34 protein-coding genes are annotated in these 21,457 nt (G+C 64.7%); 19 read left to right on the plus strand and 15 right to left on the minus strand.

Going from position 1 to position 21,457, the window contains the following annotated elements:
- Positions 1 to 3: 3 nt before the first annotated feature.
- The 19 genes from rplX (at position 4) to dsbD (ending at position 11,260) form a co-directional block, all read left to right on the plus strand.
- The gene (gene rplX, locus WBG56_RS00680) at positions 4 to 324 is read left to right on the plus strand and encodes a 50S ribosomal protein L24 (protein ID WP_424264635.1); all 321 of its coding nucleotides are present in this window, start codon (positions 4 to 6) and stop codon (positions 322 to 324) included.
- 12 nt (positions 325 to 336) lie between these two features.
- A complete protein-coding gene (gene rplE / locus WBG56_RS00685; RefSeq protein WP_424264636.1) occupies positions 337 to 876 on the plus strand; it encodes a 50S ribosomal protein L5 in 540 nt (179 codons plus the stop codon).
- A 9-nt stretch (positions 877 to 885) separates the two neighbouring features.
- Entirely contained in the window at positions 886 to 1,191 is a 306-nt protein-coding gene (gene rpsN / locus WBG56_RS00690) for a 30S ribosomal protein S14 (RefSeq protein ID WP_424264637.1), read from the plus strand.
- Between the two features lie 11 nt (positions 1,192 to 1,202).
- Entirely contained in the window at positions 1,203 to 1,598 is a 396-nt protein-coding gene (gene rpsH, locus WBG56_RS00695) for a 30S ribosomal protein S8 (protein ID WP_350382616.1), read from the plus strand.
- Positions 1,599 to 1,612: 14 nt separating this feature from the next.
- Complete coding sequence (gene rplF, locus WBG56_RS00700) at positions 1,613 to 2,146, plus strand: 50S ribosomal protein L6 (protein ID WP_424264638.1); 534 nt, start codon at positions 1,613 to 1,615, stop codon at positions 2,144 to 2,146.
- A gap of 21 nt (positions 2,147 to 2,167) precedes the next feature.
- Positions 2,168 to 2,533 carry a 50S ribosomal protein L18 gene (gene rplR, locus WBG56_RS00705; protein ID WP_424264639.1) on the plus strand — a complete coding sequence of 122 codons (366 nt, stop codon included), beginning with the start codon at positions 2,168 to 2,170 and terminating at the stop codon, positions 2,531 to 2,533.
- A 9-nt stretch (positions 2,534 to 2,542) separates the two neighbouring features.
- The gene (rpsE, locus tag WBG56_RS00710; protein ID WP_424264640.1) at positions 2,543 to 3,064 is read left to right on the plus strand and encodes a 30S ribosomal protein S5; all 522 of its coding nucleotides are present in this window, start codon (positions 2,543 to 2,545) and stop codon (positions 3,062 to 3,064) included.
- 3 nt (positions 3,065 to 3,067) lie between these two features.
- The gene (rpmD, locus tag WBG56_RS00715; protein WP_424264641.1) at positions 3,068 to 3,253 is read left to right on the plus strand and encodes a 50S ribosomal protein L30; all 186 of its coding nucleotides are present in this window, start codon (positions 3,068 to 3,070) and stop codon (positions 3,251 to 3,253) included.
- Between the two features lie 14 nt (positions 3,254 to 3,267).
- Positions 3,268 to 3,708: a 50S ribosomal protein L15 gene (gene rplO / locus WBG56_RS00720; protein WP_424264642.1), complete on the plus strand. Its 441-nt coding sequence runs from the start codon at positions 3,268 to 3,270 to the stop codon at positions 3,706 to 3,708.
- A 9-nt stretch (positions 3,709 to 3,717) separates the two neighbouring features.
- On the plus strand, positions 3,718 to 5,040 hold the full coding sequence (secY, locus tag WBG56_RS00725; protein WP_424264643.1) for a preprotein translocase subunit SecY: 1,323 nt from the start codon (positions 3,718 to 3,720) through the stop codon (positions 5,038 to 5,040).
- 5 nt (positions 5,041 to 5,045) lie between these two features.
- Positions 5,046 to 5,264, plus strand: a complete 219-nt coding sequence (infA, locus tag WBG56_RS00730) for a translation initiation factor IF-1 (RefSeq protein WP_298014710.1) — start codon at positions 5,046 to 5,048, stop codon at positions 5,262 to 5,264.
- Between the two features lie 28 nt (positions 5,265 to 5,292).
- Entirely contained in the window at positions 5,293 to 5,406 is a 114-nt protein-coding gene (gene rpmJ, locus WBG56_RS00735) for a 50S ribosomal protein L36 (RefSeq protein WP_003805360.1), read from the plus strand.
- A 33-nt stretch (positions 5,407 to 5,439) separates the two neighbouring features.
- Positions 5,440 to 5,805 (plus strand): 30S ribosomal protein S13, encoded by a 366-nt coding sequence (gene rpsM / locus WBG56_RS00740; RefSeq protein WP_298014661.1) that lies wholly within the window; start codon positions 5,440 to 5,442, stop codon positions 5,803 to 5,805.
- A gap of 12 nt (positions 5,806 to 5,817) precedes the next feature.
- Entirely contained in the window at positions 5,818 to 6,216 is a 399-nt protein-coding gene (gene rpsK / locus WBG56_RS00745) for a 30S ribosomal protein S11 (protein ID WP_345796322.1), read from the plus strand.
- Positions 6,217 to 6,226: 10 nt separating this feature from the next.
- On the plus strand, positions 6,227 to 6,850 hold the full coding sequence (gene rpsD, locus WBG56_RS00750; RefSeq protein WP_424264644.1) for a 30S ribosomal protein S4: 624 nt from the start codon (positions 6,227 to 6,229) through the stop codon (positions 6,848 to 6,850).
- Between the two features lie 181 nt (positions 6,851 to 7,031).
- Positions 7,032 to 8,030 carry a DNA-directed RNA polymerase subunit alpha gene (locus WBG56_RS00755; RefSeq protein ID WP_424264645.1) on the plus strand — a complete coding sequence of 333 codons (999 nt, stop codon included), beginning with the start codon at positions 7,032 to 7,034 and terminating at the stop codon, positions 8,028 to 8,030.
- Between the two features lie 146 nt (positions 8,031 to 8,176).
- Positions 8,177 to 8,557 carry a 50S ribosomal protein L17 gene (rplQ, locus tag WBG56_RS00760; RefSeq protein ID WP_424264646.1) on the plus strand — a complete coding sequence of 127 codons (381 nt, stop codon included), beginning with the start codon at positions 8,177 to 8,179 and terminating at the stop codon, positions 8,555 to 8,557.
- 296 nt (positions 8,558 to 8,853) lie between these two features.
- Positions 8,854 to 9,180, plus strand: a complete 327-nt coding sequence (gene cutA / locus WBG56_RS00765; protein ID WP_424264647.1) for a divalent-cation tolerance protein CutA — start codon at positions 8,854 to 8,856, stop codon at positions 9,178 to 9,180.
- A 49-nt stretch (positions 9,181 to 9,229) separates the two neighbouring features.
- Entirely contained in the window at positions 9,230 to 11,260 is a 2,031-nt protein-coding gene (gene dsbD, locus WBG56_RS00770) for a protein-disulfide reductase DsbD (RefSeq protein ID WP_424264648.1), read from the plus strand.
- Between the two features lie 61 nt (positions 11,261 to 11,321).
- Here dsbD and tatC read toward each other — a convergent pair whose 3' ends face one another.
- The 15 genes from tatC to WBG56_RS00845 form a co-directional block, all read right to left on the minus strand.
- Positions 11,322 to 12,131, minus strand: a complete 810-nt coding sequence (tatC, locus tag WBG56_RS00775; protein ID WP_424264649.1) for a twin-arginine translocase subunit TatC — start codon at positions 12,129 to 12,131, stop codon at positions 11,322 to 11,324.
- Positions 12,124 to 12,462: a Sec-independent protein translocase protein TatB gene (gene tatB / locus WBG56_RS00780; RefSeq protein WP_424264650.1), complete on the minus strand. Its 339-nt coding sequence runs from the start codon at positions 12,460 to 12,462 to the stop codon at positions 12,124 to 12,126. Before tatB ends, tatC begins: the two co-directional genes overlap by 8 nt.
- A gap of 26 nt (positions 12,463 to 12,488) precedes the next feature.
- On the minus strand, positions 12,489 to 12,725 hold the full coding sequence (gene tatA, locus WBG56_RS00785) for a Sec-independent protein translocase subunit TatA (protein WP_424264651.1): 237 nt from the start codon (positions 12,723 to 12,725) through the stop codon (positions 12,489 to 12,491).
- A gap of 9 nt (positions 12,726 to 12,734) precedes the next feature.
- Entirely contained in the window at positions 12,735 to 13,103 is a 369-nt protein-coding gene (locus WBG56_RS00790; RefSeq protein ID WP_424264652.1) for a histidine triad nucleotide-binding protein, read from the minus strand.
- A gap of 112 nt (positions 13,104 to 13,215) precedes the next feature.
- Positions 13,216 to 13,575: a phosphoribosyl-ATP diphosphatase gene (locus tag WBG56_RS00795; protein ID WP_424264653.1), complete on the minus strand. Its 360-nt coding sequence runs from the start codon at positions 13,573 to 13,575 to the stop codon at positions 13,216 to 13,218.
- A 48-nt stretch (positions 13,576 to 13,623) separates the two neighbouring features.
- On the minus strand, positions 13,624 to 14,049 hold the full coding sequence (gene hisI, locus WBG56_RS00800) for a phosphoribosyl-AMP cyclohydrolase (protein WP_424264654.1): 426 nt from the start codon (positions 14,047 to 14,049) through the stop codon (positions 13,624 to 13,626).
- Complete coding sequence (gene hisF / locus WBG56_RS00805) at positions 14,046 to 14,879, minus strand: imidazole glycerol phosphate synthase subunit HisF (RefSeq protein WP_424264655.1); 834 nt, start codon at positions 14,877 to 14,879, stop codon at positions 14,046 to 14,048. Before hisF ends, hisI begins: the two co-directional genes overlap by 4 nt.
- Entirely contained in the window at positions 14,876 to 15,655 is a 780-nt protein-coding gene (gene hisA, locus WBG56_RS00810) for a 1-(5-phosphoribosyl)-5-[(5-phosphoribosylamino)methylideneamino]imidazole-4-carboxamide isomerase (RefSeq protein WP_424264656.1), read from the minus strand. The genes hisF and hisA overlap by 4 nt, the downstream gene beginning before the upstream one ends.
- Before the next feature lie 46 nt (positions 15,656 to 15,701).
- Positions 15,702 to 16,349 (minus strand): imidazole glycerol phosphate synthase subunit HisH, encoded by a 648-nt coding sequence (gene hisH / locus WBG56_RS00815; RefSeq protein WP_424264657.1) that lies wholly within the window; start codon positions 16,347 to 16,349, stop codon positions 15,702 to 15,704.
- A gap of 46 nt (positions 16,350 to 16,395) precedes the next feature.
- The gene (gene hisB / locus WBG56_RS00820; protein ID WP_424264658.1) at positions 16,396 to 16,983 is read right to left on the minus strand and encodes an imidazoleglycerol-phosphate dehydratase HisB; all 588 of its coding nucleotides are present in this window, start codon (positions 16,981 to 16,983) and stop codon (positions 16,396 to 16,398) included.
- 36 nt (positions 16,984 to 17,019) lie between these two features.
- Entirely contained in the window at positions 17,020 to 18,327 is a 1,308-nt protein-coding gene (hisD, locus tag WBG56_RS00825) for a histidinol dehydrogenase (protein WP_424264659.1), read from the minus strand.
- 99 nt (positions 18,328 to 18,426) lie between these two features.
- A complete protein-coding gene (gene hisG / locus WBG56_RS00830; protein WP_424264660.1) occupies positions 18,427 to 19,092 on the minus strand; it encodes an ATP phosphoribosyltransferase in 666 nt (221 codons plus the stop codon).
- A gap of 11 nt (positions 19,093 to 19,103) precedes the next feature.
- On the minus strand, positions 19,104 to 20,357 hold the full coding sequence (gene murA / locus WBG56_RS00835) for a UDP-N-acetylglucosamine 1-carboxyvinyltransferase (RefSeq protein ID WP_424264661.1): 1,254 nt from the start codon (positions 20,355 to 20,357) through the stop codon (positions 19,104 to 19,106).
- Positions 20,350 to 20,604, minus strand: coding sequence for a BolA family protein (locus tag WBG56_RS00840; protein ID WP_424264662.1), 255 nt, complete (start codon positions 20,602 to 20,604; stop codon positions 20,350 to 20,352). The genes murA and WBG56_RS00840 overlap by 8 nt, the downstream gene beginning before the upstream one ends.
- Positions 20,605 to 20,608: 4 nt before the next feature.
- A complete protein-coding gene (locus WBG56_RS00845) occupies positions 20,609 to 21,400 on the minus strand; it encodes an ABC transporter permease (RefSeq protein ID WP_424264663.1) in 792 nt (263 codons plus the stop codon).
- Positions 21,401 to 21,457 lie beyond the last annotated feature (57 nt).

Below are 21,457 nucleotides of genomic sequence, written 5' to 3' on the forward strand. Positions count from 1 at the left end.
ATCATGCAAAACATTCGTAAAGGCGACGAAGTCATTGTGCTGGCAGGCCGCGATCGCAGCCGCCGCGGCACCGTGGTGGCTCGCGTCGACGACGACCACGTGCTGGTCGAAGGCATCAACGTCGTCAAGAAGCACGCCAAGGGCAATCCCATGGCGGGTACGCCCGGCGGCATCGTCGACAAGACACTGCCCATCCATATTTCCAATGTGGCGATCTACAACCCCGAGACCGGCAAGGGCGACCGCGTCGGCGTCAAGGTCGTGGACGGGGCCAAGGTCCGCATTTTCCGTTCCAACGGCGCTGTCGTTGGCGCGAAGGCATAAGGGGCGCATCAAATGGCTCGTTTACAAGATTTCTACCGCACCAAGGTCGCTGGCGACCTGAAGGCGAAATTCGGCTATCAGTCGATCATGCAGGTGCCGCGCATCACCAAGATCACCCTGAACATGGGTGTGTCCGAAGCGGTTTCCGACAAAAAGATCATTGAAAACGCCGTGGGCGACATGACCAAGATCTCCGGTCAGAAGCCCGTCGTCACGAAGACCCGCAAAGCCATCGCAGGCTTCAAGATCCGTGAAGACTATCCGATCGGCTGCATGGTCACGCTGCGTGGTCAGCGTATGTACGAATTCCTGGATCGTCTGATCTCCGTCGCCCTGCCGCGTGTGCGTGACTTCCGCGGCGTGTCGGGCCGTGCCTTCGATGGCCGCGGCAACTACAACATCGGTGTGAAGGAACAGATCATCTTCCCGGAAATCGAATACGACAAGATCGATGCCGTGCGCGGGATGAACATCAGCATCACCACCACCGCAAAGACCGACGAGGAAGCCAAGGCGCTCTTGAGCGCATTCAGCTTCCCCTTCCGCAACTAAGGGGCTGACGTGGCAAAACTTTCCCTCATCAATCGCGACATCAAGCGCGCCAAGCTGGCTGAAAAATTCGCAGCGAAGCGCACCGCACTGAAGGCGATCATCGCCGATCAGTCCAAATCCGACGAAGAACGCTATCAGGCTCGCCTGGCCCTGCAACAGCTGCCGCGCAACGCCAGCCCCACTCGCCAGCGCAACCGCTGCGTGGTGACGGGCCGTTCCCGCGGCGTGTTCAGCAAGTTCGGGCTGACGCGTCACAAACTGCGTGAAATGGCCATGCGCGGCGAAGTGCCGGGCATGACCAAGGCCAGCTGGTAGGAGAATCACACATGAGCATGAGCGATCCCATCGCCGATATGCTGACCCGCGTGCGTAATGCGCAAATGGTCAACAAGACGTCGGTTTCCATGCCCTCCTCGAAGCTGAAGGCTGCCATCGCAGCTGTGCTCAAGGATGAAGGCTACATTGAAGATTTCCGCGTGGCGGGCGAACAGGCCAAGCCGCAGCTGGAAATCACGTTGAAATATTATGCCGGCCGTCCGGTGATCGAGCGCATCGATCGCGTCTCGCGTCCCGGCCTGCGTATCTACAAGAGCAGCGTCACCATTCCTCAGGTCATGAACGGCCTGGGCGTGGCGATCGTCTCCACTCCGCGTGGCGTCATGACGGACCGCAAGGCCCGTGCCACCGGCGTGGGCGGCGAAGTGCTCTGCTACGTGGCATAAGGGGGTATTACATTATGTCACGTATCGCCAAGTATCCCGTTGCGCTGCCGAAAGGCGTCGAAGCCACGATCAGCGCAGGTCAGATTGTCGTCAAGGGCCCCTTGGGCACCCTGACCCAGGCGCTGGACGGCAACGTCCGCATCGCCCAGGAAGACGGCCATCTGACGTTTGCCGTCGCCAACGATTCCCGTCAGGCCAATGCAATGTCCGGCACCATGCGTGCGCTGGTCAACAACATGGTCACCGGGGTCAGCCAAGGCTTCGAGCGTCGCCTGAATCTGGTTGGCGTGGGTTTCCGCGCCCAGGTCCAGGGCAACGCGCTGAAGCTGCAGCTGGGTTTCTCGCACGATGTGCTGCATGACATCCCCAACGGGATCAAGATCGAGTGCCCGTCCCAGACTGAAGTCGTGGTCAAGGGCTCCGACAAGCAGGTCGTCGGTCAGGTGGCTGCTGAAATCCGCGCTTATCGCGAACCCGAACCCTATAAGGGCAAGGGCGTGCGGTATGCGGACGAACGCGTGATCCTGAAAGAAACCAAGAAGAAATAAGCACGCAGGCAAGGACGAATCATGGACAAGAAACTCTCCCGTTTGCGTCGTGCCGCGGCCACCCGCCGCAAGATTCACGAACTGCGCGTGCACCGTCTGTCGGTGCATCGCACGAATCTGCACATCTACGCCAACATCATTTCGCCGGAAGGCGATCATGTGCTCGTCAGCGCTTCCACGCTCGAGCCCGAAGTCCGCAAGGAACTCGCCAGCCAGAAGGCCAACGGCGGCAATGCTGCCGCTGCCAGCCTGGTCGGCAAGCGCGTGGCCGAAAAGGCCAAGGCTGCCGGCATCGAACTCGTCGCTTTCGACCGTTCGGGCTTCCGTTACCATGGCCGCGTCAAGGCGCTGGCCGAAGCCGCGCGTGAAGCCGGCTTGAAGTTCTAAGGGAATCACATGGCTAAAGCACAAGGCAAGCACGCCGCCGAGCAGGAACGCGACGACGGCATGCGCGAAAAGATGATCGCGGTCAATCGCGTCAGCAAGGTCGTCAAAGGTGGTCGCACCATGAGCTTCGCGGCACTGACCGTGGTCGGTGATGGCGATGGCCGTATCGGCATGGGCAAGGGCAAGGCCCGCGAAGTGCCGGTGGCGGTTCAAAAGGCCATGGAACAGGCCCGTCGCGGTCTGCTCAAGGTCGCTCTGAAGAACGGCACGCTGCACCACACCGTGGTCGGCAAGCACGGCGCCTCCACCGTCCTGATCTCGCCGGCCGCTGAAGGTACCGGCGTGATCGCCGGCGGCCCGATGCGCGCGATCTTCGAAGTCATGGGTGTGCGTAACGTCGTGGCGAAAAGCCTCGGCTCCAGCAACCCCTACAACATGGTGCGCGCCACGCTGAATGGTCTGCGCGCCTGCTCCACCCCGGCGGAAATTGCGGCCAAGCGCGGCAAATCCGTCGAAGAAATCCTGGGGTAAGACATGGCACAGAAGCAAATCAAAGTCACGCTCGTGCGCTCCGTGATCGGCACTCATAAGTCCCACCGCGCCACGGTGCGCGGTCTGGGTCTGGGCAAGATCAACAGCAGCCGCGTCCTGATCGATACTCCCGAGGTGCGTGGGATGATCCGCAAGGTGGATTATCTGGTCACGGTCTCGGAAGCCTGAACAAAGGAATTCAGATGTCTGTTACTCAACTGAATACGATCGCGCCGGCCGAAGGCGCCAAGCGTCCGCGCCGCCGCGTGGGCCGTGGCATCGGCTCCGGCCTGGGCAAGACGGCCGGTCGCGGCCACAAGGGCCAGAAGTCCCGTGCCGGTGGCTTCCACAAGGTCGGTTTCGAAGGCGGTCAGATGCCGCTGCAGCGTCGCCTGCCCAAGCGCGGTTTCACTCCGCTGGGTCGTCACCTGTCGGCTGAAATCCGTCTGTCCGACCTGCAGGCGCTGCCCGTCGACGAAATCGACGTGCAGGTGCTGAAGGCCGCCGGCCTGGTCGGCGATCTGGTGCGCTACGTCAAGGTCATCAAGACCGGTGAGATCACCCGCAAGGTTGCCCTGCAGGGCATCAATGCAACGGCCGGCGCCCGCGCCGCGATCGAAGCCGCCGGCGGTTCGCTGGCGTAAGGGGCAGCAGTGGCGAAAGCTCAGGCACATAAGCCCAGCGCAGGATACGGCGACCTCAAGCGCCGCATCCTGTTCCTCGTGCTGGCCCTGATCGTCTATCGCATGGGGACGCACGTCCCCGTGCCGGGCATCAATCCCGATGCGCTGGCGGACCTGTTCCAGCAGAACCAGGGCGGTATCCTGGGGCTGTTCAACATGTTCTCCGGCGGGGCGCTGGAACGGTTCTCCGTGCTGGCATTGGGGATCATGCCGTACATTTCGGCAGCCATCATCATGCAGCTGCTGGCCGTGGTCGTGCCGGCCCTGGAAGCCATCAAGAAAGAAGGCCAGTCCGGGCAACGCAAGATCACCCAGTACACGCGCTACGGCACCGTGTTCCTGGCTCTTTTCCAGGCGGTGGGGATTTCCGTCGCCTTGGAATCGCAACCGGGCCTGGTCATCGATCCGGGGCTGTTGTTCCGCTTCACGACCATCGTGACGCTGGTGACGGGCTCCATGTTCCTGATGTGGCTGGGTGAGCAGATCACCGAGCGAGGTCTGGGCAATGGTATTTCACTGCTGATTTTCGCCGGGATCGTGGCGGGCTTGCCCGGCGCGCTGGGCGGCATGCTGGATCTGGTCCGTACGGATTCGATGTCGGTGCTGTCGGTGCTGTTCATCCTGGCCCTGGTGGTCGCCGTTACGTATTTCGTGGTTTACGTGGAACGCGGCCAGCGCCGCATCACCGTGAACTACGCCAAGCGCCAGGTGGGCAACAAGCTCTATGGCGGCCAGTCCTCGCACCTGCCGCTGAAGCTGAATATGTCCGGGGTGATTCCGCCGATCTTCGCATCGTCCATCATCCTGTTGCCGGCGACCGTGACCAGCTGGTTTTCCAGCAACCCGAACATGCGCTGGCTGGGCGATCTGGCGGCTGCCTTGTCGCCGCGCCAACCGCTGTACGTGACGCTGTATTCCGGCTTGATCATCTTCTTCTGTTTCTTTTATACGGCGCTGGTGTTCAATAGCCGTGAGACAGCGGATAACCTGAAGAAAAGTGGCGCTTTTGTCCCCGGAATCCGTCCCGGCGACCAGACGGCCCGTTACATCGACAAGATCCTGATGCGCTTGACGCTGTCAGGCGCGGTCTATGTCACGCTGGTCTGCCTGTTGCCTGAACTGATGCAGATGCGCTGGAATGTGCCGTTCTATTTTGGTGGCACTTCGCTACTGATTATTGTCGTCGTCGCCATGGATTTCATGGCCCAGGCGCAAGCCTACATGATGTCCCAACAGTATGATTCGTTGCTCCGGAAGGCGAACTTCAAGGGCGCGGGTCTTCCGATGCGCTAAAAATCATGTCCAAGGACGACGTCATTCAGATGCAAGGGGAGGTCGTGGAAAACCTTCCCAACGCAACGTTTCGTGTCAAGCTGGAAAATGGCCACATGGTGCTGGGCCACATTTCAGGCAAGATGCGTATGCACTATATCCGGATCCTTCCGGGTGACAAGGTCACAGTGGAGCTCACGCCCTATGACCTGTCGCGCGCCAGGATAGTTTTCCGCTCCAAATAGGCGGCCGGTCAAAAACCAGGAGAATCCCATGAAGGTAATGGCATCGGTAAAGCGGATCTGCCGCAACTGCAAAATCATCAAACGTCACGGCGTGGTGCGAGTCATCTGCACCGACCCGCGTCATAAGCAACGCCAAGGCTAAGGCCGGGCATCACGGATTTCACGAGGAACAGTCATGGCCCGTATTGCTGGCATCAATATTCCGCCGCACCAACACGCCGAGATCGGCTTGACCGCGATCTTCGGCATCGGCCGTTCGCGCGCTCGCAAGATCTGCGAAGCGACCGGCATCGAATATTCCAAGAAGATCAAGGATCTGAGCGACGCTGAGCTGGAAAAGATCCGCGAACAGGTTCATTCCTTCACCGTTGAAGGCGACCTGCGTCGTGAAGTGCAACTGTCGATCAAGCGTCTGATCGACCTGGGCACGTACCGTGGCATGCGCCACAAACGTGGCCTGCCGGTGCGCGGTCAGCGTACTCGCACGAACGCGCGTACCCGCAAGGGCCCGCGTCGCGCAGCAGCGTCCCTGAAGAAATAAATAGGAATCAACATGGCCAAAGCACAAGCCGGCGCCGCGCGCGTCCGCAAGAAAGTCAAGAAAAACGTGTCGGACGGGATTGCTCACGTTCACGCGTCTTTCAACAACACCATCATCACCATCACCGACCGCCAGGGTAATGCCCTGTCGTGGGCGACGTCCGGTGGCGCAGGGTTCAAGGGTTCGCGCAAATCGACCCCGTTTGCCGCCCAGGTCGCTGCCGAGTCCGCCGGCCGCGTGGCCCAGGAATACGGCATCAAGACCCTGGAAGTTCGCATCAAGGGCCCCGGCCCCGGCCGCGAATCCTCGGTGCGTGCGTTGAATGCCTTGGGGATCAAGATCTCCAGCATTTCCGACATCACGCCGGTGCCGCATAACGGCTGCCGCCCGCCCAAGCGTCGTCGTATCTAAGGGGAACATCTTGGCTCGTTATACCGGACCTAAATGCAAGCTTTCGCGCCGCGAAGGCACCGACCTGTTCCTGAAGAGCGCTCGCCGCTCGCTGGACTCCAAGTGCAAGCTCGAATCCAAGCCCGGCCAGCATGGCCGCACTTCGGGTTCCCGCACCTCCGACTTCGGTCTGCAGCTGCGTGAAAAGCAGAAGCTCAAGCGCATGTACGGCGTGCTGGAAAAGCAGTTCCGCCGCTACTTCGAGGAAGCCGAGCGCCGTCGCGGCAATACCGGCGAAACCCTGATCCAGCTGCTGGAATCGCGCCTGGACAACGTGGTCTACCGCATGGGCTTTGGCTCGACGCGTGCCGAAGCGCGCCAGTTGGTGAATCACCGCGCCATCGAACTGAACGGCCATACCGCCGACATCGCCTCGATGCTGGTCAAGGCCGGCGACGTGATCACGATTCGCGAAAAGGCCAAGAGCCAGATCCGCATCAAGGAATCCCTGGACCTGGCGACCGGCAACGGCCTGCCCCAGTGGGTGGAAGTCGATGCCGGCAAGCTGTCGGGCGTTTTCAAGCAGGCCCCGGATCGCGCTGATGTCGCTCACGACGTCAACGAATCCATGGTCGTGGAATTGTATTCCCGCTGATCGCCTCGGGTGGCTTCGCGCCACCGCGTGGTTCCCGGACTTTACCCGGGAGCTGCCATCCAGCCCACACCCAGGCATCCGCCGGGGGTGGGCTGTGGTCTTGTTCCGGCTTCGCCGCCGGTCCTTCATGTCCGTCAGCCTTATCGGTGTAACGAGCCGAGGGTATTGAAAAGGAACACATATGTCCGCACAAGGTTTTCTCAAGCCCCGCACCATTACCGTGGAGTCGCTGGGCGCCAATCACGCCAAGGTCGTCATGGAGCCCTTCGAGCGTGGGTATGGCCATACGCTGGGCAACGCCCTGCGCCGTATCCTGCTGTCGTCGATGACCGGCTATGCGCCGACCGAAGTCCAGATCAGCGGGGTCGTGCATGAATATTCCACGATCGCCGGCGTGCGCGAAGACGTCGTGGACATCCTGCTGAACCTGAAGGGCGTGGTGTTCAAGCTGCACAATCGCGAAGAAGTCACGCTGCAACTGAACAAGCAGGGCCCGGGCGAAGTCCGCGCTCGCGACATCGATCTGCCGCATGATGTGGAAATCATCAACCCCGATCACCTGATCGCCACGCTGACCGACAATGGCCGCATCGAAATGCAGATCAAGGTCGAACAGGGCCGCGGCTATGTGCCGGGCAATGTCCGGGCTCTGGCCGACGACCGCTCGGCCACGATCGGCCAGATCGTGCTGGATGCGTCCTTCAGCCCGGTTCGCCGCGTCAGCTACGCGGTGGAAAACGCCCGCGTGGAACAGCGCACCGACCTGGACAAGCTGGTGCTGGACGTGCTGACCAACGGCGTCATCAGCCCCGAAGAGGCCGTGCGCCAATCGGCTCGCATCCTGATGGACCAGGTGTCGGTGTTCGTGTCCCTGGCGGACAAGGACGCTGGCCAGCTGACCACCAGCCTGCCGGTGGGCGGCCAGTCGGCCCCGATCGATCCGGTGCTGCTGCGCCCGGTGGACGATCTGGAATTGACGGTGCGTTCGGCCAATTGCCTGAAGGCCGAAAACATCTACTACATCGGCGATCTGATCCAGCGCACCGAAAACGAGTTGCTGAAGACCCCGAACCTGGGCCGCAAATCGCTCAACGAGATCAAGGAAGTCCTGGCCGCACGCGGCCTGACCCTGGGCATGAAGCTGGAAAACTGGCCCCCCGTCGGGCTGGAGCGCCCCTAAGCGAACCGGCATGGCCCGGGGAGATCTCTCCGGGCCGTGCTAAAATCCTGCGCCTGTCCGAGATTCGGACGAGCGCTGTCAACCCACCCGGGCCGCGCCTAGTGCGATAGAAGATCCGGGTTTTAGATTCAAACAAGGAAATCATCATGCGTCATCGTAGCGGCCTCCGCAAACTGAACCGTACCAGCAGCCATCGCCTGGCCATGTTTCGCAACATGGCTGTGTCCCTGCTGACTCACGAAGGCATCAAGACCACGCTGCCCAAGGCCAAGGAATTGCGCCGTGTGGTGGAACCCCTGATTACCCTGGGCAAGAACCCCACGCTGGCCAACCGCCGCCTGGCCTTCGCCCGTCTGCGTGACCGCGATGCCGTCACCAAGCTCTTCAACGATATCGGCCCGCGCTTTGCCGCCCGCAACGGCGGCTACACCCGTGTGCTGAAGATGGGCTTCCGCCAGGGCGACAACGCCCCCATGGCCTACATGGAACTGGTGGATCGCCCCGAAGCAGAAGCCGCCGCCGAATAAGGTGGCTGGCGGGGCGGAGTCCGTTCCGCCCACTGCGTCATCCCCAAGGCCCGAAGCCAGCGCTTCGGGCCTTTTCGTTGTCGGTCCGCCGTGAGAGACGGGCAGCAGGCGGGCGCTGGCGCGCGCGGCGTGGGTGCTGCTTTGCATGTAAAATCAAAGGGTTTTGTCCATCGGGATTTACCATGTCGGTTCGCGAACATCAATCCGGGACTGCGGATGTGTCCACGACGGTCCCCCCGGCGGCAGCTCCCTCCGGTGGGCTACGGCGTCAGGAGGGCGTCCCGGCGGACACTGTCGTGGTGCTGTCGACGGCGCCTGACGTGCTGCTGGCCAAGCGGATCGCCCACGTGCTGGTCGAAGAGGCTCTGGTGGCTTGCGCCCAGGTCGGTGGCGCGATGACCTCGATGTATCTGTGGCAGGGGCATCTGGAAGGCTGCGAGGAGATCCCGCTCAGCTTCAAGACCACGGCGGCGGCATTGCCGGCCCTCCACCGGAGGCTATGCGAGCTGCATCCCTACGAGATCCCGGAATTCCTGGTCCTGGGGGCTGCGGCCGGCAGCGTCGCGTATCTGGACTGGGTCGCCCGCAGTGTCGCCGTTCCCCCCGCGTCCTCGCCGGCCTGATGTCCCGCCGGCCCGAATCCGCCAGGCTGGTCCTGAAAGAGATGGTTTTATGAAGAAGTTCCTGTCCCTGCTGTTGATGGGTCTGATGGCGGTCGGTGTGATCGGCAAGGCCTGGGCCGCAGATGATTTCCTGGATCCCGAAAAGGCCTTTGTCACCACGGTGGCCACGCCCGATCCACTGACGCTGGATGTGCATTACGCCATTGCGCCGGGCTATTACATGTACCAGGAACGCTTCGAGGTGCGGATCGAAGACGCCCAGGGCCGGTTGTTGATGTACCGGCGCTCGGCGTTGACGCCGCCCGGAGAGGAAACCCGGCAGCCGGCCTGGACGCAGGCGCTGCAACTGCCCAAGGGCCAGGTGAAGTATGACCCGACCTTCGATCAGGATATGGAGGTCTTCCACGGAGGGGTGACCTTGCGCGCGCCTTTGCAGGGCGGTGCGGCGGCCCCCCTGCAAGTGACGGTGACGGGCCAGGGTTGCGCGGATGAAGGCTTGTGCTATCCGCCCATGACCCGGCAGTTCACGCTCGCGGCCCAGGGAGACGGTTATCAGGCGCAAGGGCCGCTGGCGCGCAGCCAGGTTCCCGCGCCGCAGGATGAGGTCGCCTCATCCGGCCCTCTGCCGGGCGCCCGGCCGGCCGCTCAAGGTTCGGCCTTGCCCTTGCTGGCGACACCCTCGGCCGGTTCCGGTTCCTCCACTGCCGCGGGATCGGACGCCTCCTGGCTCGATCTGGGCGACGTGGGCATGGCAGCCTGGTTGCATCAGGCGCCTTTGTGGCAGATTCTGGGTCTGAGCCTGCTGTTCGGCGTCCTGTTGTCCCTGACCCCCTGCGTGCTGCCCATGGTGCCGATCCTTCTGGCCATCATTGCGGGCAAGGATCAGCAGGCGGTCAGCCGTGGCCGGGGGCTGGGCATGGCCGCCATCTATGTGCTGGGGATGTCCATCGTCTATACCGCTTTGGGCGTGCTGGCCGGCCTGGTGGGCGCCGGCCTGGCGGCCTGGCTGCAGTCGCCTTGGGTCCTCGGTTCCTTTGCCGTCTTGCTGGGGATTTTTGCGCTGGCCATGCTGGATGTGTTTACCTTGCAGGCGCCGGTGGGCTTTCAGTCGCGGCTGCAGGGCTGGATGCAGCGCCTGCCTGGCGGACAGGCAGGCGGCGTGTTCCTGATGGGCATGCTGTCGGCCCTGATCGTGGGGCCTTGTGTGGCAGCCCCTCTGGCGGGAGTGCTGCTGTTCATTTCCCAGACGGGTGACGTCGTGGTCGGCGGTACGGCGCTGTTTGCCATGGCCTGGGGCGAAGGCCTGCTGCTGCTGGCGGTCGGCGCAGGGGCGGGAGCCCTGTTGCCGCGCGCCGGGGCCTGGATGATGCCGCTGAAGGCCGCCTTTGGCCTGTTGTTGCTGGCGACGGCCTGGTGGATGGCGCGGCCGCTGCTGGCCGGGGCTGTTTCCGTGACGGGCTGGATCCTGCTGGCGTTCTGGGCTGCACTGATGCTGTGGGGGATGGCCGGCGGCTCCCGTTCCGCAGGGCAAAGCGGGACGCTTGCCGGAGGGCCCTTGCGTTCGCTGGCCCGGGCGCTGGCGTTGATGCTCGTCTTGTGGGGGCTGGCGCAGGGCGCCGGTCTGTTGGCGGGCGGGCAGGACATGCTGAAACCGCTGGCGCCGTTTGCGACGGGGTCGACGGCCGGGGGCGTTGTCGCATCCAGTCCCGAGGCCATTCGCGCCCGCTTCACTCCCGTCGCATCGCTGGCGGACCTGGACGCCCGGCTGGCGGCGGCAGACCGTCCTGTGATGCTGGATTTCTATGCCGACTGGTGCGTGTCGTGCCTGGAAATGGAAAAATTCACCTTCAGCGATCCTCGTGTGGCCGCTCGCATGGGGCAGATGACCTTATTGCAGGCGGACGTCACGCGGATGACGGCCGATGACAGGGCGCTGCTGGCGCGGTTCGATCTGTTCGGGCCGCCCGGCATCCTGTTCTTTGATCGCGGCGGCGCGCTGCTGACGGATGCCCGGGTCGTGGGATTCAAGAAGGCGGACGCGTTCCTGCAGGTTCAGGAACGGGTGCTCGCGGCACAGTAAATCATTCCGTAGGGGCCTCCGGGGCCCGCATGGCGGCCCGCCACGGCTGGCGCGGTGGGGGCTATTCCTTCTGCGCGGCGTCGTCCTGCGCGACCACGGCCGAGGCCTGGTCCGCCGGGTCTTCGTCGGCCGGCTTGCGCTTTTCCAGCGCGGCTCCCGCCAGGATGCCGATTTCGTACAGCAGGCACAGCGGGGCGGCCAGCAGGATCTGGCTGAGGACGTCTGGCGGGGTCACGACGGCGGCCAGCACAAAGGCGCAGACGACGACGTAGCCGCGGATTTCGCGCAGTTTCTTGACCGTGACGATACCGGTCTTCACCAGCAGAACGACCGCCACCGGGACTTCGAATGTCACGCCGAAAGCGAGGAACATGGTCATCACGAAATTGACGTAGGCCTCGATGTCAGGCGCGGGGGTGATCGAGTGCGGCGCGAAGTGGGCGATGAAGCGAAAGACGGTGTGAAACACCACGAAATAGCAGAACGCCATACCCAGCAGAAACAGGAAACTGCTGGAAATGATCAGCGGCAGCGCCAGGCGCTGTTCATGCCGGTACAGCCCGGGCGCGACAAAGGCCCAGGCCTGGTACAGCACGAACGGCAGGGCCAGCACGAACGCCGCCAGCAAAGTGACTTTGATGGGCACCATGAAGGGCGTGATCACGCCCGTGGCGATCATCCGGGTGCCTTCGGGCAGGGATGCCAGCATGGGCTGGGCCAGGATGTCGTAGATGGCCGACGGCCCGGGGTATATGAACAGCACCACGAAGACACCCAGCACGGCGATGACGGCGCGCAGCAAGCGATTGCGCAGCTCCATCAGGTGCGAGATGAACGTGTCCTGGGAAGAGGCGTCTGAGGCGTCAGTCATCTTTCTTTACATCGAGAGCCTTCCGCGCCTCGTCCAGGGAGTCCTGGACGGCCTGGGTCGGCTGGGTGACGGCGGATTTCAGCTCGTCTGCGGACGAGTTCATGGAAGTCTGGACCGATCGGGCCGCGTCTTCCATCTGGTTCTTGATGTCGCCGATTTCCTTGAGATCCATTTCCTTCTGGATATCGGATTTGACTTCGTTCACGTAGCGCTGGGCGCGCCCCAGCAGGTGCCCGACCGTGCGGGCGACCTTGGGCAGGCGTTCGGGACCGATGACGATCAGCGCGATCACGCCGATCAGCATCAGTTCGCTGAAGCTGACATCAAACATTATGGTTCCGGTTCAGTGCGCAGGGGTCAGGCGTCGGTTTTCTCGCGGGCCTGGACATCCACGGTGTTGGAATCCTGGACTTGCTGGGTGACGGACGGCTTCGCCTCGGATTCGCCTTCGGCCTGGGCGTCTTTCATGCCCTTTTTGAAGCCCTTGACGGCGCCGCCAAGGTCTTCGCCGATATTGCGCAGTTTTTTGGTGCCGAAAATCAGGGCGACGATGACCAGAACAATCAGCCAGTGCCAGATGCTGAAACTACCCATGAGAGCTCCTTAGGCGGCGGGTGCCGCGCGTTTTGACCAGGGGCGTGCTCCGCCCAGAATATGAAAATGCAGGTGATCGATTTCCTGGCCGCCTTCGATGCCGGTGTTGGCGACCAGCCGGAAGCCGCCTTCGGGCATCGGGTTGCAGCCGTTTTCGGCGGCCAGCCTGGGCACCAGCTGCAGCATGCGGGCCAGCCAGACGCTGTCCTGGGGACCGGTATCGGCCAGCGAGGCGACGTGATGTTTGGGAATCAACAGCAGGTGCACCGGAGCGGCCGGGTTGATGTCATGGAAGGCGAGAAATTCATCGTCTTCGTGCACGATGCGGGCAGGGATCTCGTGCCGGGCAATTTTACAAAACAGGCAATCGTGACTCATGGGGTTCTGCAAGACAGGGCCGGATATCGGTCCATTCAACCTCGTATGTTGCCACAATTCTCCTGGCATTGTGCTGATCGCGCCAGGGAATGCCGATTCTGAGGGTATGCCCCTAGTGCTTCGGGCGCGAGGCTTTTTCCTCCAGGCCGGACAGGCCCTCGCGACGGGCGAGTTCGGCCAGTACGTCTTCGGGGCGCAGGTTGAAGTGTGTCAGAGCCACCAGGCAGTGGAACCAGAGATCCGCGGTTTCGGCGACGATGCGGTCCGGGCGGCCGTCTTTGGCCGCCATCACCAGTTCGGTGGCCTCTTCACCGATCTTCTTCAGGAAGGCGTCCGGGCCCCGGGACAAGAGTTTCGCGGTATAGGACGTTTCCGGATTGCCGCCGCGATCCGGCCGACGGGTGGCCAGGGTGTCGGCCAGCCGGGCCAGCGTGTCGGTGTTGGAGGCGGAGGGCGTGTCAGTGGAGCTCATGGCGATCGGGTGACGGACCAGGCTGGCGACGATCGCCAGCCGTGGGCACTAGGCGTGCGGAGTGTGGTAAATGGTGTCGGGGTCCTTCAGGACCGGGTCCTGCACCACCCAGGCGGGCTCGGCGCCGCTCTGTGTGTCCAGGCCGCGGAAAAAACAGCGCTCGCGCCCCGTGTGGCAGGCGATGCCGCCGACCTGGGTGACTTTCAGCAGCAGCACGTCGCCGTCGCAGTCCAGGCGGATGTCGTGCACCTGCTGGATGTGGCCGGACTCCTCGCCCTTGCGCCACAGGCGCTGGCGGGACCGCGAAAAATACACGGCGCGTCCGGTTCGCGCGGTTTCCTGGATTGCTTCGGCATTCATCCAGGCCATCATCAGGACCGTGCCCGTGCCGGCATCCTGGGCGATGGCGGGGATCAGGCCTTGCGCATCGAAACGCAGGGCTGACAGCCAGTCGGGGGTGGGGGCTTGCGTCATCGCCGCACCTGGATGCCCTGGGCGGCCAGGAAGTCCTTGGCCTCGGCCAGAGTGTGCTGGCCGAAATGGAAGATGCTGGCCGCCAGCACCGCGCTGGCATGGCCTTGGGTGATGCCATCGGCCAGGTGCTGCAGGCTGCCTACGCCGCCGGAAGCGATGACGGGGATGGATACCGCGTCCGAGACCGCGCGTGTCAGTTCCAGATCGAAGCCCGATTTGGTGCCGTCCCGATCCATGCTGGTCAACAAAAGTTCACCCGCCCCCATGTCGGCCATGCGGCAGGCCCATTGCACGGCGTCCAGGCCTGTGCCCTTGCGTCCGCCATGGGTGAAGATTTCCCAACGCGGGGATTCGTCCGGGGCGGAGACGCGGCGGGCGTCCAGCGCCACCACGATGCATTGGGACCCGTGGTGGCTGGCGGCGTCGGCCACCAATTCCGGTCGCGCGACGGCCGCGCTGTTGATCGAGACTTTGTCGGCGCCGGCATTCAGCAGGCGCTGGATGTCGGACACCTGTCGCACGCCGCCGCCGACGGTCAGCGGAATGAAGACCTGGCGCGCCACCGATTCGATGATGGGCAGGATCAGGTCGCGATCGTCGGAGGTGGCGGTGATATCCAGGAACGTGAGTTCGTCGGCGCCCTGTTCGTCGTAGCGGCGGGCGATTTCCACCGGATCGCCGGCATCGGCCAGATTGACGAAGTTGACTCCCTTGACTACCCGGCCGGCGCTGACGTCCAGGCAGGGGATGATGCGGCAGCACAGGCCGGATCCGGCCGAGGCCGCAGGGGCGGAGAGCGCGGAGCCGCCCGGGTCGAGCGGGCCCGTCATGCGGAGCGCCCGGATTCCGCGTCCGGATCGTCTTCCTCGCCGCAGAGCGTATCGGCCAGGGTTTGGGCATCGGAGAAGTTCAGCGTGCCTTCGTAGATGCTGCGGCCCAGGATGGCGCCGTCGATGCCCTGATCGGCCACGGAGCACAGCGCGCGGATGTCGTCCAGGGAGGCGATCCCGCCCGAGGCGATGACCGGGATATGGACCTGCTGCGCCAGGTGCAGGGTGGCTTCGACGTTGACGCCGCTGAGCATGCCATCGCGGCCGATGTCGGTGTAGATGATGGATTCGCAGCCGTAGTCCTCGAATTTTCGGGCCAGGTCCACCACGTCGTGGCGGGTCAGCTTGGACCAGCCATCGGTGGCGACCTTGCCGTCGCGGGCATCCAGGCCGACGATGATGTGGCCGGGGAAGGCCGAGCAGGCGTCGCTGAGGAAACCGGGATCTTTCACCGCAGCCGTGCCGATGATGACGTAGGAGATGCCGTTGTCCAGGTAGTATTCGACCGTATCCAGATCGCGGATGCCGCCGCCGATCTGGATGGGGAGGTCTTCGTCGGTGGCATCGACGATGGCCTGGATGGCGGCTCGGTTGCGCGGCTTGCCGGCGACGGCGCCGTTCAGGTCCACCAGGTGCAGGCGGCGGGCGCCCTGGTCGGCCCATTGGGTCGCCATGGCGGCGGGATCTTCGGAAAAGACGGTGGCGTCGGCCAAGTCACCTTGGCGCAGGCGCACGCAGCGCCCGTCTTTGAGGTCGATGGCGGGGATCAGGAGCATGGTCGTCGTGTCAGTGCGGAAAGGATAGGAAACACCGGGGTGGAAATCAGGGCTGCCAGCGGCTGAAGTTGCGGTAGATCCGCAGGCCGGGCGTTGTGCTCTTTTCTGGGTGAAACTGTACGGCAAAAATATTGTCGGCTGCAATCGCGCAGCAGAACGGTTGCCCGTAGTTGCTGGTGGCGGCGGTCAGGGCAGGGTCGTCGGGCTGGGCATAGTAGCTGTGCACGAAATAGAACGGGGTGTCCTGCGCGATGCCTTCCCAGAGCGGGTGTGCCCGGGTCTGTGTGACGGTGTTCCAGCCCATGTGGGGGACTTTCAGGCGCCCTGCCCGGCTGTCGGCCGGCTGCTCGAAGGCCGGCCCCTGGAATCGCCGCACGCGGCCGGGGAACAGGCCCAGGCCGGGGGTGTCGCCCTCGTCGCTGCCGTCGAACAGCATTTGTTCGCCCACGCAGACCCCCATCAGGGGTTTCTCGCGGGCGGCCTGCAGCACCGCTTCGCGCAGGCCCGACATGTCCAGCGTGCGCATGCAGTCCGGCATGGCCCCCTGTCCGGGAAAGACGATGCGGTCGGCCGCCAGGATGTCGGCGGCCTGGCGGGCGATGCGGATGTCCTGGTCGGGAGCGGCCGCCTGCAGGGCGCGGGCCACCGAATGGAAATTGCCCATGCCGTAATCGACGATGGCGATGCGTGTCACGATGCGGGATTCCTGGGTGTGGTCCGGGGTGAACGGGCCGGTTGGATCAGAGCGCGCCTTTGGTCGAGGGAATCGCGCCGCCGGCGCGAGGATCGACTTCCGTAGCCATGCGCAATGCCCGGCCAAAGGCCTTGAAGATGGTTTCGCACTGGTGGTGCGCGTTCTCGCCGCGCAGGTTGTCGATGTGCACGGTGGCCTGGGCATGGTTGACGAAGCCCTGGAAGAATTCCCGGGCCAGGTCGACGTCGAAGCCGCCGATGCGGGCGCGGGCATAGTCCACGTGGTAGAACAGGCCGGGGCGCCCGGACAGGTCCACCACCACGCGCGACAGCGATTCATCCAGGGGCACGTAGGCGTGGCCGTAACGGCGCAGCCCCGCCTTGTTGCCTGCCGCGGCGGCAAAGGCCTGGCCCAGGGTGATGCCTACGTCCTCGACGCTGTGGTGGTCGTCGATGTGGGTATCGCCGTCGCAGAGGATGTCCAGGTCGAACAGGCCGTGGCGGGCGATCTGGTCCAGCATGTGGTCCAGAAACGGCACGCCGGTATTCAGGGTGCGGGTGCCGGTGCCGTCCAGATTCACGGCGACTCGGATACGGGTTTCCTGGGTGTTGCGTTCGATGGTGGCGGTGCGCATGGCGGGGACAGAATCCTGGTGGGTCGGGCGGCGGCCTCAGGCCGGCGTATTCAGACGCAGCGTGGCGCTGGCCGCGTGGGCGTACAGGCCCTCGCCGGTGGCCAGCGTGGCGGCGATGCGGCCCAGGGTCTGGGCGCCGGCGGCCGAAACCTGGATCAGGCTGCTGCGTTTCTGGAAATCATACACGCCCAGCGGCGAGGAGAATCGGGCCGTGCGGGCCGTGGGCAGGACGTGGTTGGGGCCTGCGCAATAATCGCCCAGGGATTCGGAGCTGTAGGCGCCCAGGAAGATCGCGCCGGCGTGGCGGATCTGCGGCAGCAGCGCCTGCGGGTCGCGGGTGGAGAGTTCCAGGTGCTCGGGCGCGATGCGGTTGACCAGGGCGCAGGCCTGGGCCAGGTCGGCGGTCTGGATCAGGGCGCCGCGATTGGCCAGGCTGACGCGCAGGATGTCGGCGCGGGGCTGGCTGGGCAGCAGCCGTTCGATGGCGGCCTGGACTGCGTCCAGGTAGGCGGCATCCGGGCACAGCAGGATGGCCTGGGCCAGTTCGTCGTGTTCGGCCTGGGAAAACAGGTCGATGGCCAGCCAGTCGGCCGGGGTGCTGCCGTCGGCGACGATCAGGATTTCGGACGGCCCTGCGATCATGTCGATGCCGACGGTGCCGAAGACGCGCCGTTTGGCGGCGGCGACATAGGCATTGCCCGGGCCGACGATCTTGTCCACGGCGGGCAGGGTCTGCGTGCCGTAGGCCAGCGCCCCGACGGCCTGGGCGCCGCCGATGGCGAAGACCCGGTCCACGCCGCCCAGGGCTGCGGCGGCCAGCACCATCGGGTTGCGCGCGCCCCCCGGGGTGGGCGTGACCATGATCAGTTCCGGCACGCCGGCGACCTTGGCCGGGATGGCGTTCATCAGCACCGACGACGGATAGGCGGCCTTGCCGCCCGGGACGTACAGGCCCACGCGGTCGAGCGGCGTGATCTGCTGGCCCAGCATCGTGCCGTCGGGTTCGGTGTAGGTCCAGGTCTCGGCGCGCTGGTGTTCGTGGTAGCGGCGCACCCGATCGGCGGCGGCTTCCAGGGCGTCGCGCTGGTCGGCCGGCAGGGCGTCGAGCGCGGCCTGCCAGTCGGGCCGGGGGATTTCGAGCTCGGACAGGCGATCGGCCTGCTGGCGGTCGAAGCGGGCGGTGTAGTCCAGCACCGCCGCATCGCCGCGCGTTTGCACGTCCTGCAGGATGTCGCGCACCGTGGATTCGATGGCTTCATCCTGCGAAGCATCGTAGGCCAGCAGGCGGGTCAGGGCAGCGTCGAAATCGGCGGCGCGGGCATCCAGGCGGTTGATCAGGGACATGACGGCAATAGAGGCGTAAAGGGCTATCTTACCGAATTTGCGCGGGGGCGGCGCCCCGGCCCCCGTGTCCGCCGCCCGGCAGGCACGGGACGGTGGTGTTCAGGCCATTTGCACGGACGCCTGGGCGAAGGCGTCCAGGAAGGGCTGCAGGCGCGGGCCGTGCATTTTCAGGGCCGCCTGGTTGACGATCAGGCGCGACGAGATCTGGCGGATTTCCTCGACTTCGACCAGGCGGTTGGCGCGCAGCGTGCCGCCCGAGGACACCAGGTCGACGATGGCGTCGGCCAGCCCCACCAGCGGCGCCAGTTCCATGGAACCGTACAGCTTGATGATGTCGACGTGAACGCCTTTGGCGGCAAAGTGCTCGCGGGCGGCGCGCACGTATTTGGTGGCGATGCGCAGCCGCGAGCCCTGGCGCACGGCGGTCTGGTAGTCGAAGCCTTCGGGGGCGGCGACGCACAGGCGGCAGCGGGCGATGTTCAGGTCGATGGGCTGGTACAGTCCGCCGGGGTGCTGGGCCATGTGTTCGTGCAGCACGTCTTTCCCGGCGATGCCGAAATCCGCGGCCCCATACTGCACGTAGGTGGGCACGTCGGAGGCCCGCACGATGATGATGCGCAGATTGTCGGAATCTGTCGGCAGGATCAGCTTGCGCGAGGTTTCCGGATTCTCCGGCACGCCCACGCCGGCCGCCGCCAGCAGCGGCAGGGTTTCTTCGAAGATGCGTCCTTTGGACAGGGCCAGGGTCAGCGGGGCTTGTGCCATGTGCGGTATGCCTATTGAATGCGTTGGATGTCCGCGCCCAGCGCCTGGAGCTTGTGTTCCATGCGTTCGTAGCCCCGGTCCAGGTGATAGATGCGTTCGACCGTGGTCTGGCCTTGAGCCGCCAGGCCGGCGATGACCAGGCTGGCGGATGCCCGCAGGTCGGTGGCCATGACCGTGGCGCCCAGCAGGTCGGCGCGCCCCTGGACGACGGCGGTGTGGCCATCGATCTCGATGTCCGCCCCCATGCGGCAGAGTTCCTGCACGTGCATGTAGCGGTTTTCGAAGATGTTTTCCGTGATGACGGCGGTGCCGTCGGCCAGGGTGTTCAGGGCCATCAGCTGCGCCTGCATGTCGGTCGGGAACCCCGGGTATTCGCTGGTGCGAAAGCCGGTGGCGCGGGGCCGGCCGGCCATGCGGGCGCGGATCCAGTCCGGGCCTGTGGTGATTTCCAGGCCGGCGTCGCGCAGTTTGTCCAGCACGGCGCCCAGGGTGTCGGGGGCCGCGCGGCGCAGGGTGATGTCGCCGCCCGTGGCGGCCACGGCGCACAGGAACGTGCCGGCCTCGATGCGGTCGGGCACCACCTGATGGCTGGCGCCGTGCAGGCGTTCGACGCCTTCGATGACGATGCGATCGGTGCCGTGGCCTTCGATGTGGGCGCCCATGGCGATCAGCACCCGGGCCAGATCCACGACTTCGGGTTCGCAGGCGGCGTTTTCCAGCACGGTGCGGCCTTCGGCCAGGGTGGCGGCCATCAGCAGGTTTTCCGTGCCCGTGACCGTGACCATGTCGGTCAGGATGCTGGCGCCTCGCAGGCGGCCGGCTTCGGCGACGACAAAGCCGTGATCGATGCGGATCTGGGCGCCCATGGCGGCCAGGCCCTTGATGTGCTGGTCCACGGGGCGCTGGCCGATGGCGCAGCCGCCCGGCAGGCTGACCCGGGCGCGGCCGAAGCGCGCCAGCAGCGGTCCCAGCACCAGGATGGAGGCCCGCATGGTCTTGACCAGCTCGTAGGGGGCTTCCTGGCTGTGGATCTGGTCGGCCTGCAGCGTGACCTGCTCGGCGCCCGGACGGTGGGTCCGCACCCCCATGCGTTCCAGCAAGGTCAGTGTGGTGCCGATGTCGCGCAGCGCGGGGATGTTGCCCAGCGCCAGCGGTTCGTCGGTCAGCAAGGCGGCGCACAGGATGGGCAGCGCAGCGTTCTTCGCGCCGGAAATGGCGACTTCGCCGTGCAGCGGGCGCCCGCCCTGGATCAGGAGCTTATCCATTGTTGTCCTGGGCGGCGGCGTATTCGGCCGGGGTCAGGTTGCGCATCGACAGGGCGTGGATTTCCGCCCGCATGCGGTCGCCCAGCGCCTGATAGACCGTGCGGTGACGCGCCAGGGTGTTCTGGCCCTCGAAGGCCTTGCTGACGATCAGCGCTTCGAAGTGGGCGCCGTCGCCGTAGACTTCCAGGTGCTCGCAATCCAGGTGGTCGGCAATGTACTGGCGGACATGTTCGGGGGTCGGCTGCATGGGCTTAGCTCCGTAGTTTGTAGCCCCGCGCCAGCAGGCGCAGGGCGAAGAGGCTGAGAACGACGGCGACGGTCAGCACCACGGCCAGTCCGTGCCAGGGCGAAACGTCGGAGACGGCGAAGAAACCGTAGCGGAACCCGTCGATCATGTAGAACACCGGGTTCCAGCCCGACACGGTCTGCCAGAAAGGCGGCAGGCTATGAATGGAGTAGAACACGCCCGACAGGAAGGTGGCGGGTACGATCAGGAAGTTCTGGAACGCGGCCAGCTGGTCGAATTTTTCCGACCACAGGCCTGCGATCAGCCCCAGCGTGCCCAGGATCCAGCAGGACAGGACGGCGAAGACCAGCAGCCATACAGGTTCGATGACCGGCAGCCGCACGAAGAACAGCGCCACGGCCCAGATGCAGACCCCCACGGACAGGCCGCGCGCGACGGCGGCCACCAGGTAGGCGGCAAAGATCTGCCGGTGGGAAAAGGGCGGCAGCAGCACGAAAATCAGGTTTCCGGTGATGCGGCTCTGGATCAATGACGACGAGGGATTGGCAAAGCTGTTTTGCAGCATGCTCATCATCATCAGCCCCGGGATCAGGAAGGCGGTGTAGGGCAGACTGCCATAGACCTGCACGCGGTCTTCCAGGACGTGGGAAAAAATCAGCAGATACAGCAGCGCCGTCACCACCGGCGCGGCGATGGTTTGCAGCCCGACCTTCCAGAAGCGCATCAGTTCTTTGTGCAGCAGGGTCGGGAAGCCCGAGCCCATGGCGGGCCGGGTCTGGGCAACGGGCCGGATCATCGGGCGGCCCCGGCCGACGGATTCCCGGAGGTCCGGATTGTGATTCCGGGCGTCGTG

Origin of the sequence: Castellaniella sp., from assembly GCF_049671645.1 — a bacterium.
Classification (GTDB): Bacteria; Pseudomonadota; Gammaproteobacteria; order Burkholderiales; family Burkholderiaceae_B; genus Castellaniella.

Coding starts and splice junctions, on each gene's coding strand:
- hisD (WP_424264659.1), bottom strand. CDS start 18,327: ATGTCCCTGATCAACCGCCTGGATGCCCGCGCCGCCGATTTCGACGCT.
- rpsM (WP_298014661.1), top strand. CDS start 5,440: ATGGCCCGTATTGCTGGCATCAATATTCCGCCGCACCAACACGCCGAG.
- tatC (WP_424264649.1), bottom strand. CDS start 12,131: ATGACTGACGCCTCAGACGCCTCTTCCCAGGACACGTTCATCTCGCAC.
- rpsK (WP_345796322.1), top strand. CDS start 5,818: ATGGCCAAAGCACAAGCCGGCGCCGCGCGCGTCCGCAAGAAAGTCAAG.
- WBG56_RS00755 (WP_424264645.1), top strand. CDS start 7,032: ATGTCCGCACAAGGTTTTCTCAAGCCCCGCACCATTACCGTGGAGTCG.
- hisG (WP_424264660.1), bottom strand. CDS start 19,092: ATGGCACAAGCCCCGCTGACCCTGGCCCTGTCCAAAGGACGCATCTTC.
- WBG56_RS00845 (WP_424264663.1), bottom strand. CDS start 21,400: ATGATCCGGCCCGTTGCCCAGACCCGGCCCGCCATGGGCTCGGGCTTC.
- dsbD (WP_424264648.1), top strand. CDS start 9,230: ATGAAGAAGTTCCTGTCCCTGCTGTTGATGGGTCTGATGGCGGTCGGT.
- rpsH (WP_350382616.1), top strand. CDS start 1,203: ATGAGCATGAGCGATCCCATCGCCGATATGCTGACCCGCGTGCGTAAT.
- rplX (WP_424264635.1), top strand. CDS start 4: ATGCAAAACATTCGTAAAGGCGACGAAGTCATTGTGCTGGCAGGCCGC.
- rpmJ (WP_003805360.1), top strand. CDS start 5,293: ATGAAGGTAATGGCATCGGTAAAGCGGATCTGCCGCAACTGCAAAATC.
- WBG56_RS00790 (WP_424264652.1), bottom strand. CDS start 13,103: ATGAGTCACGATTGCCTGTTTTGTAAAATTGCCCGGCACGAGATCCCT.
- hisA (WP_424264656.1), bottom strand. CDS start 15,655: ATGCTCCTGATCCCCGCCATCGACCTCAAAGACGGGCGCTGCGTGCGC.
- rpsE (WP_424264640.1), top strand. CDS start 2,543: ATGGCTAAAGCACAAGGCAAGCACGCCGCCGAGCAGGAACGCGACGAC.
- WBG56_RS00840 (WP_424264662.1), bottom strand. CDS start 20,604: ATGCAGCCGACCCCCGAACATGTCCGCCAGTACATTGCCGACCACCTG.
- tatA (WP_424264651.1), bottom strand. CDS start 12,725: ATGGGTAGTTTCAGCATCTGGCACTGGCTGATTGTTCTGGTCATCGTC.
- hisF (WP_424264655.1), bottom strand. CDS start 14,879: ATGACGGGCCCGCTCGACCCGGGCGGCTCCGCGCTCTCCGCCCCTGCG.
- murA (WP_424264661.1), bottom strand. CDS start 20,357: ATGGATAAGCTCCTGATCCAGGGCGGGCGCCCGCTGCACGGCGAAGTC.
- tatB (WP_424264650.1), bottom strand. CDS start 12,462: ATGTTTGATGTCAGCTTCAGCGAACTGATGCTGATCGGCGTGATCGCG.
- rplR (WP_424264639.1), top strand. CDS start 2,168: ATGGACAAGAAACTCTCCCGTTTGCGTCGTGCCGCGGCCACCCGCCGC.
- infA (WP_298014710.1), top strand. CDS start 5,046: ATGTCCAAGGACGACGTCATTCAGATGCAAGGGGAGGTCGTGGAAAAC.
- rplQ (WP_424264646.1), top strand. CDS start 8,177: ATGCGTCATCGTAGCGGCCTCCGCAAACTGAACCGTACCAGCAGCCAT.
- WBG56_RS00795 (WP_424264653.1), bottom strand. CDS start 13,575: ATGAGCTCCACTGACACGCCCTCCGCCTCCAACACCGACACGCTGGCC.
- hisB (WP_424264658.1), bottom strand. CDS start 16,983: ATGCGCACCGCCACCATCGAACGCAACACCCAGGAAACCCGTATCCGA.
- rplF (WP_424264638.1), top strand. CDS start 1,613: ATGTCACGTATCGCCAAGTATCCCGTTGCGCTGCCGAAAGGCGTCGAA.
- hisI (WP_424264654.1), bottom strand. CDS start 14,049: ATGACGCAAGCCCCCACCCCCGACTGGCTGTCAGCCCTGCGTTTCGAT.
- rpmD (WP_424264641.1), top strand. CDS start 3,068: ATGGCACAGAAGCAAATCAAAGTCACGCTCGTGCGCTCCGTGATCGGC.
- rplE (WP_424264636.1), top strand. CDS start 337: ATGGCTCGTTTACAAGATTTCTACCGCACCAAGGTCGCTGGCGACCTG.
- rplO (WP_424264642.1), top strand. CDS start 3,268: ATGTCTGTTACTCAACTGAATACGATCGCGCCGGCCGAAGGCGCCAAG.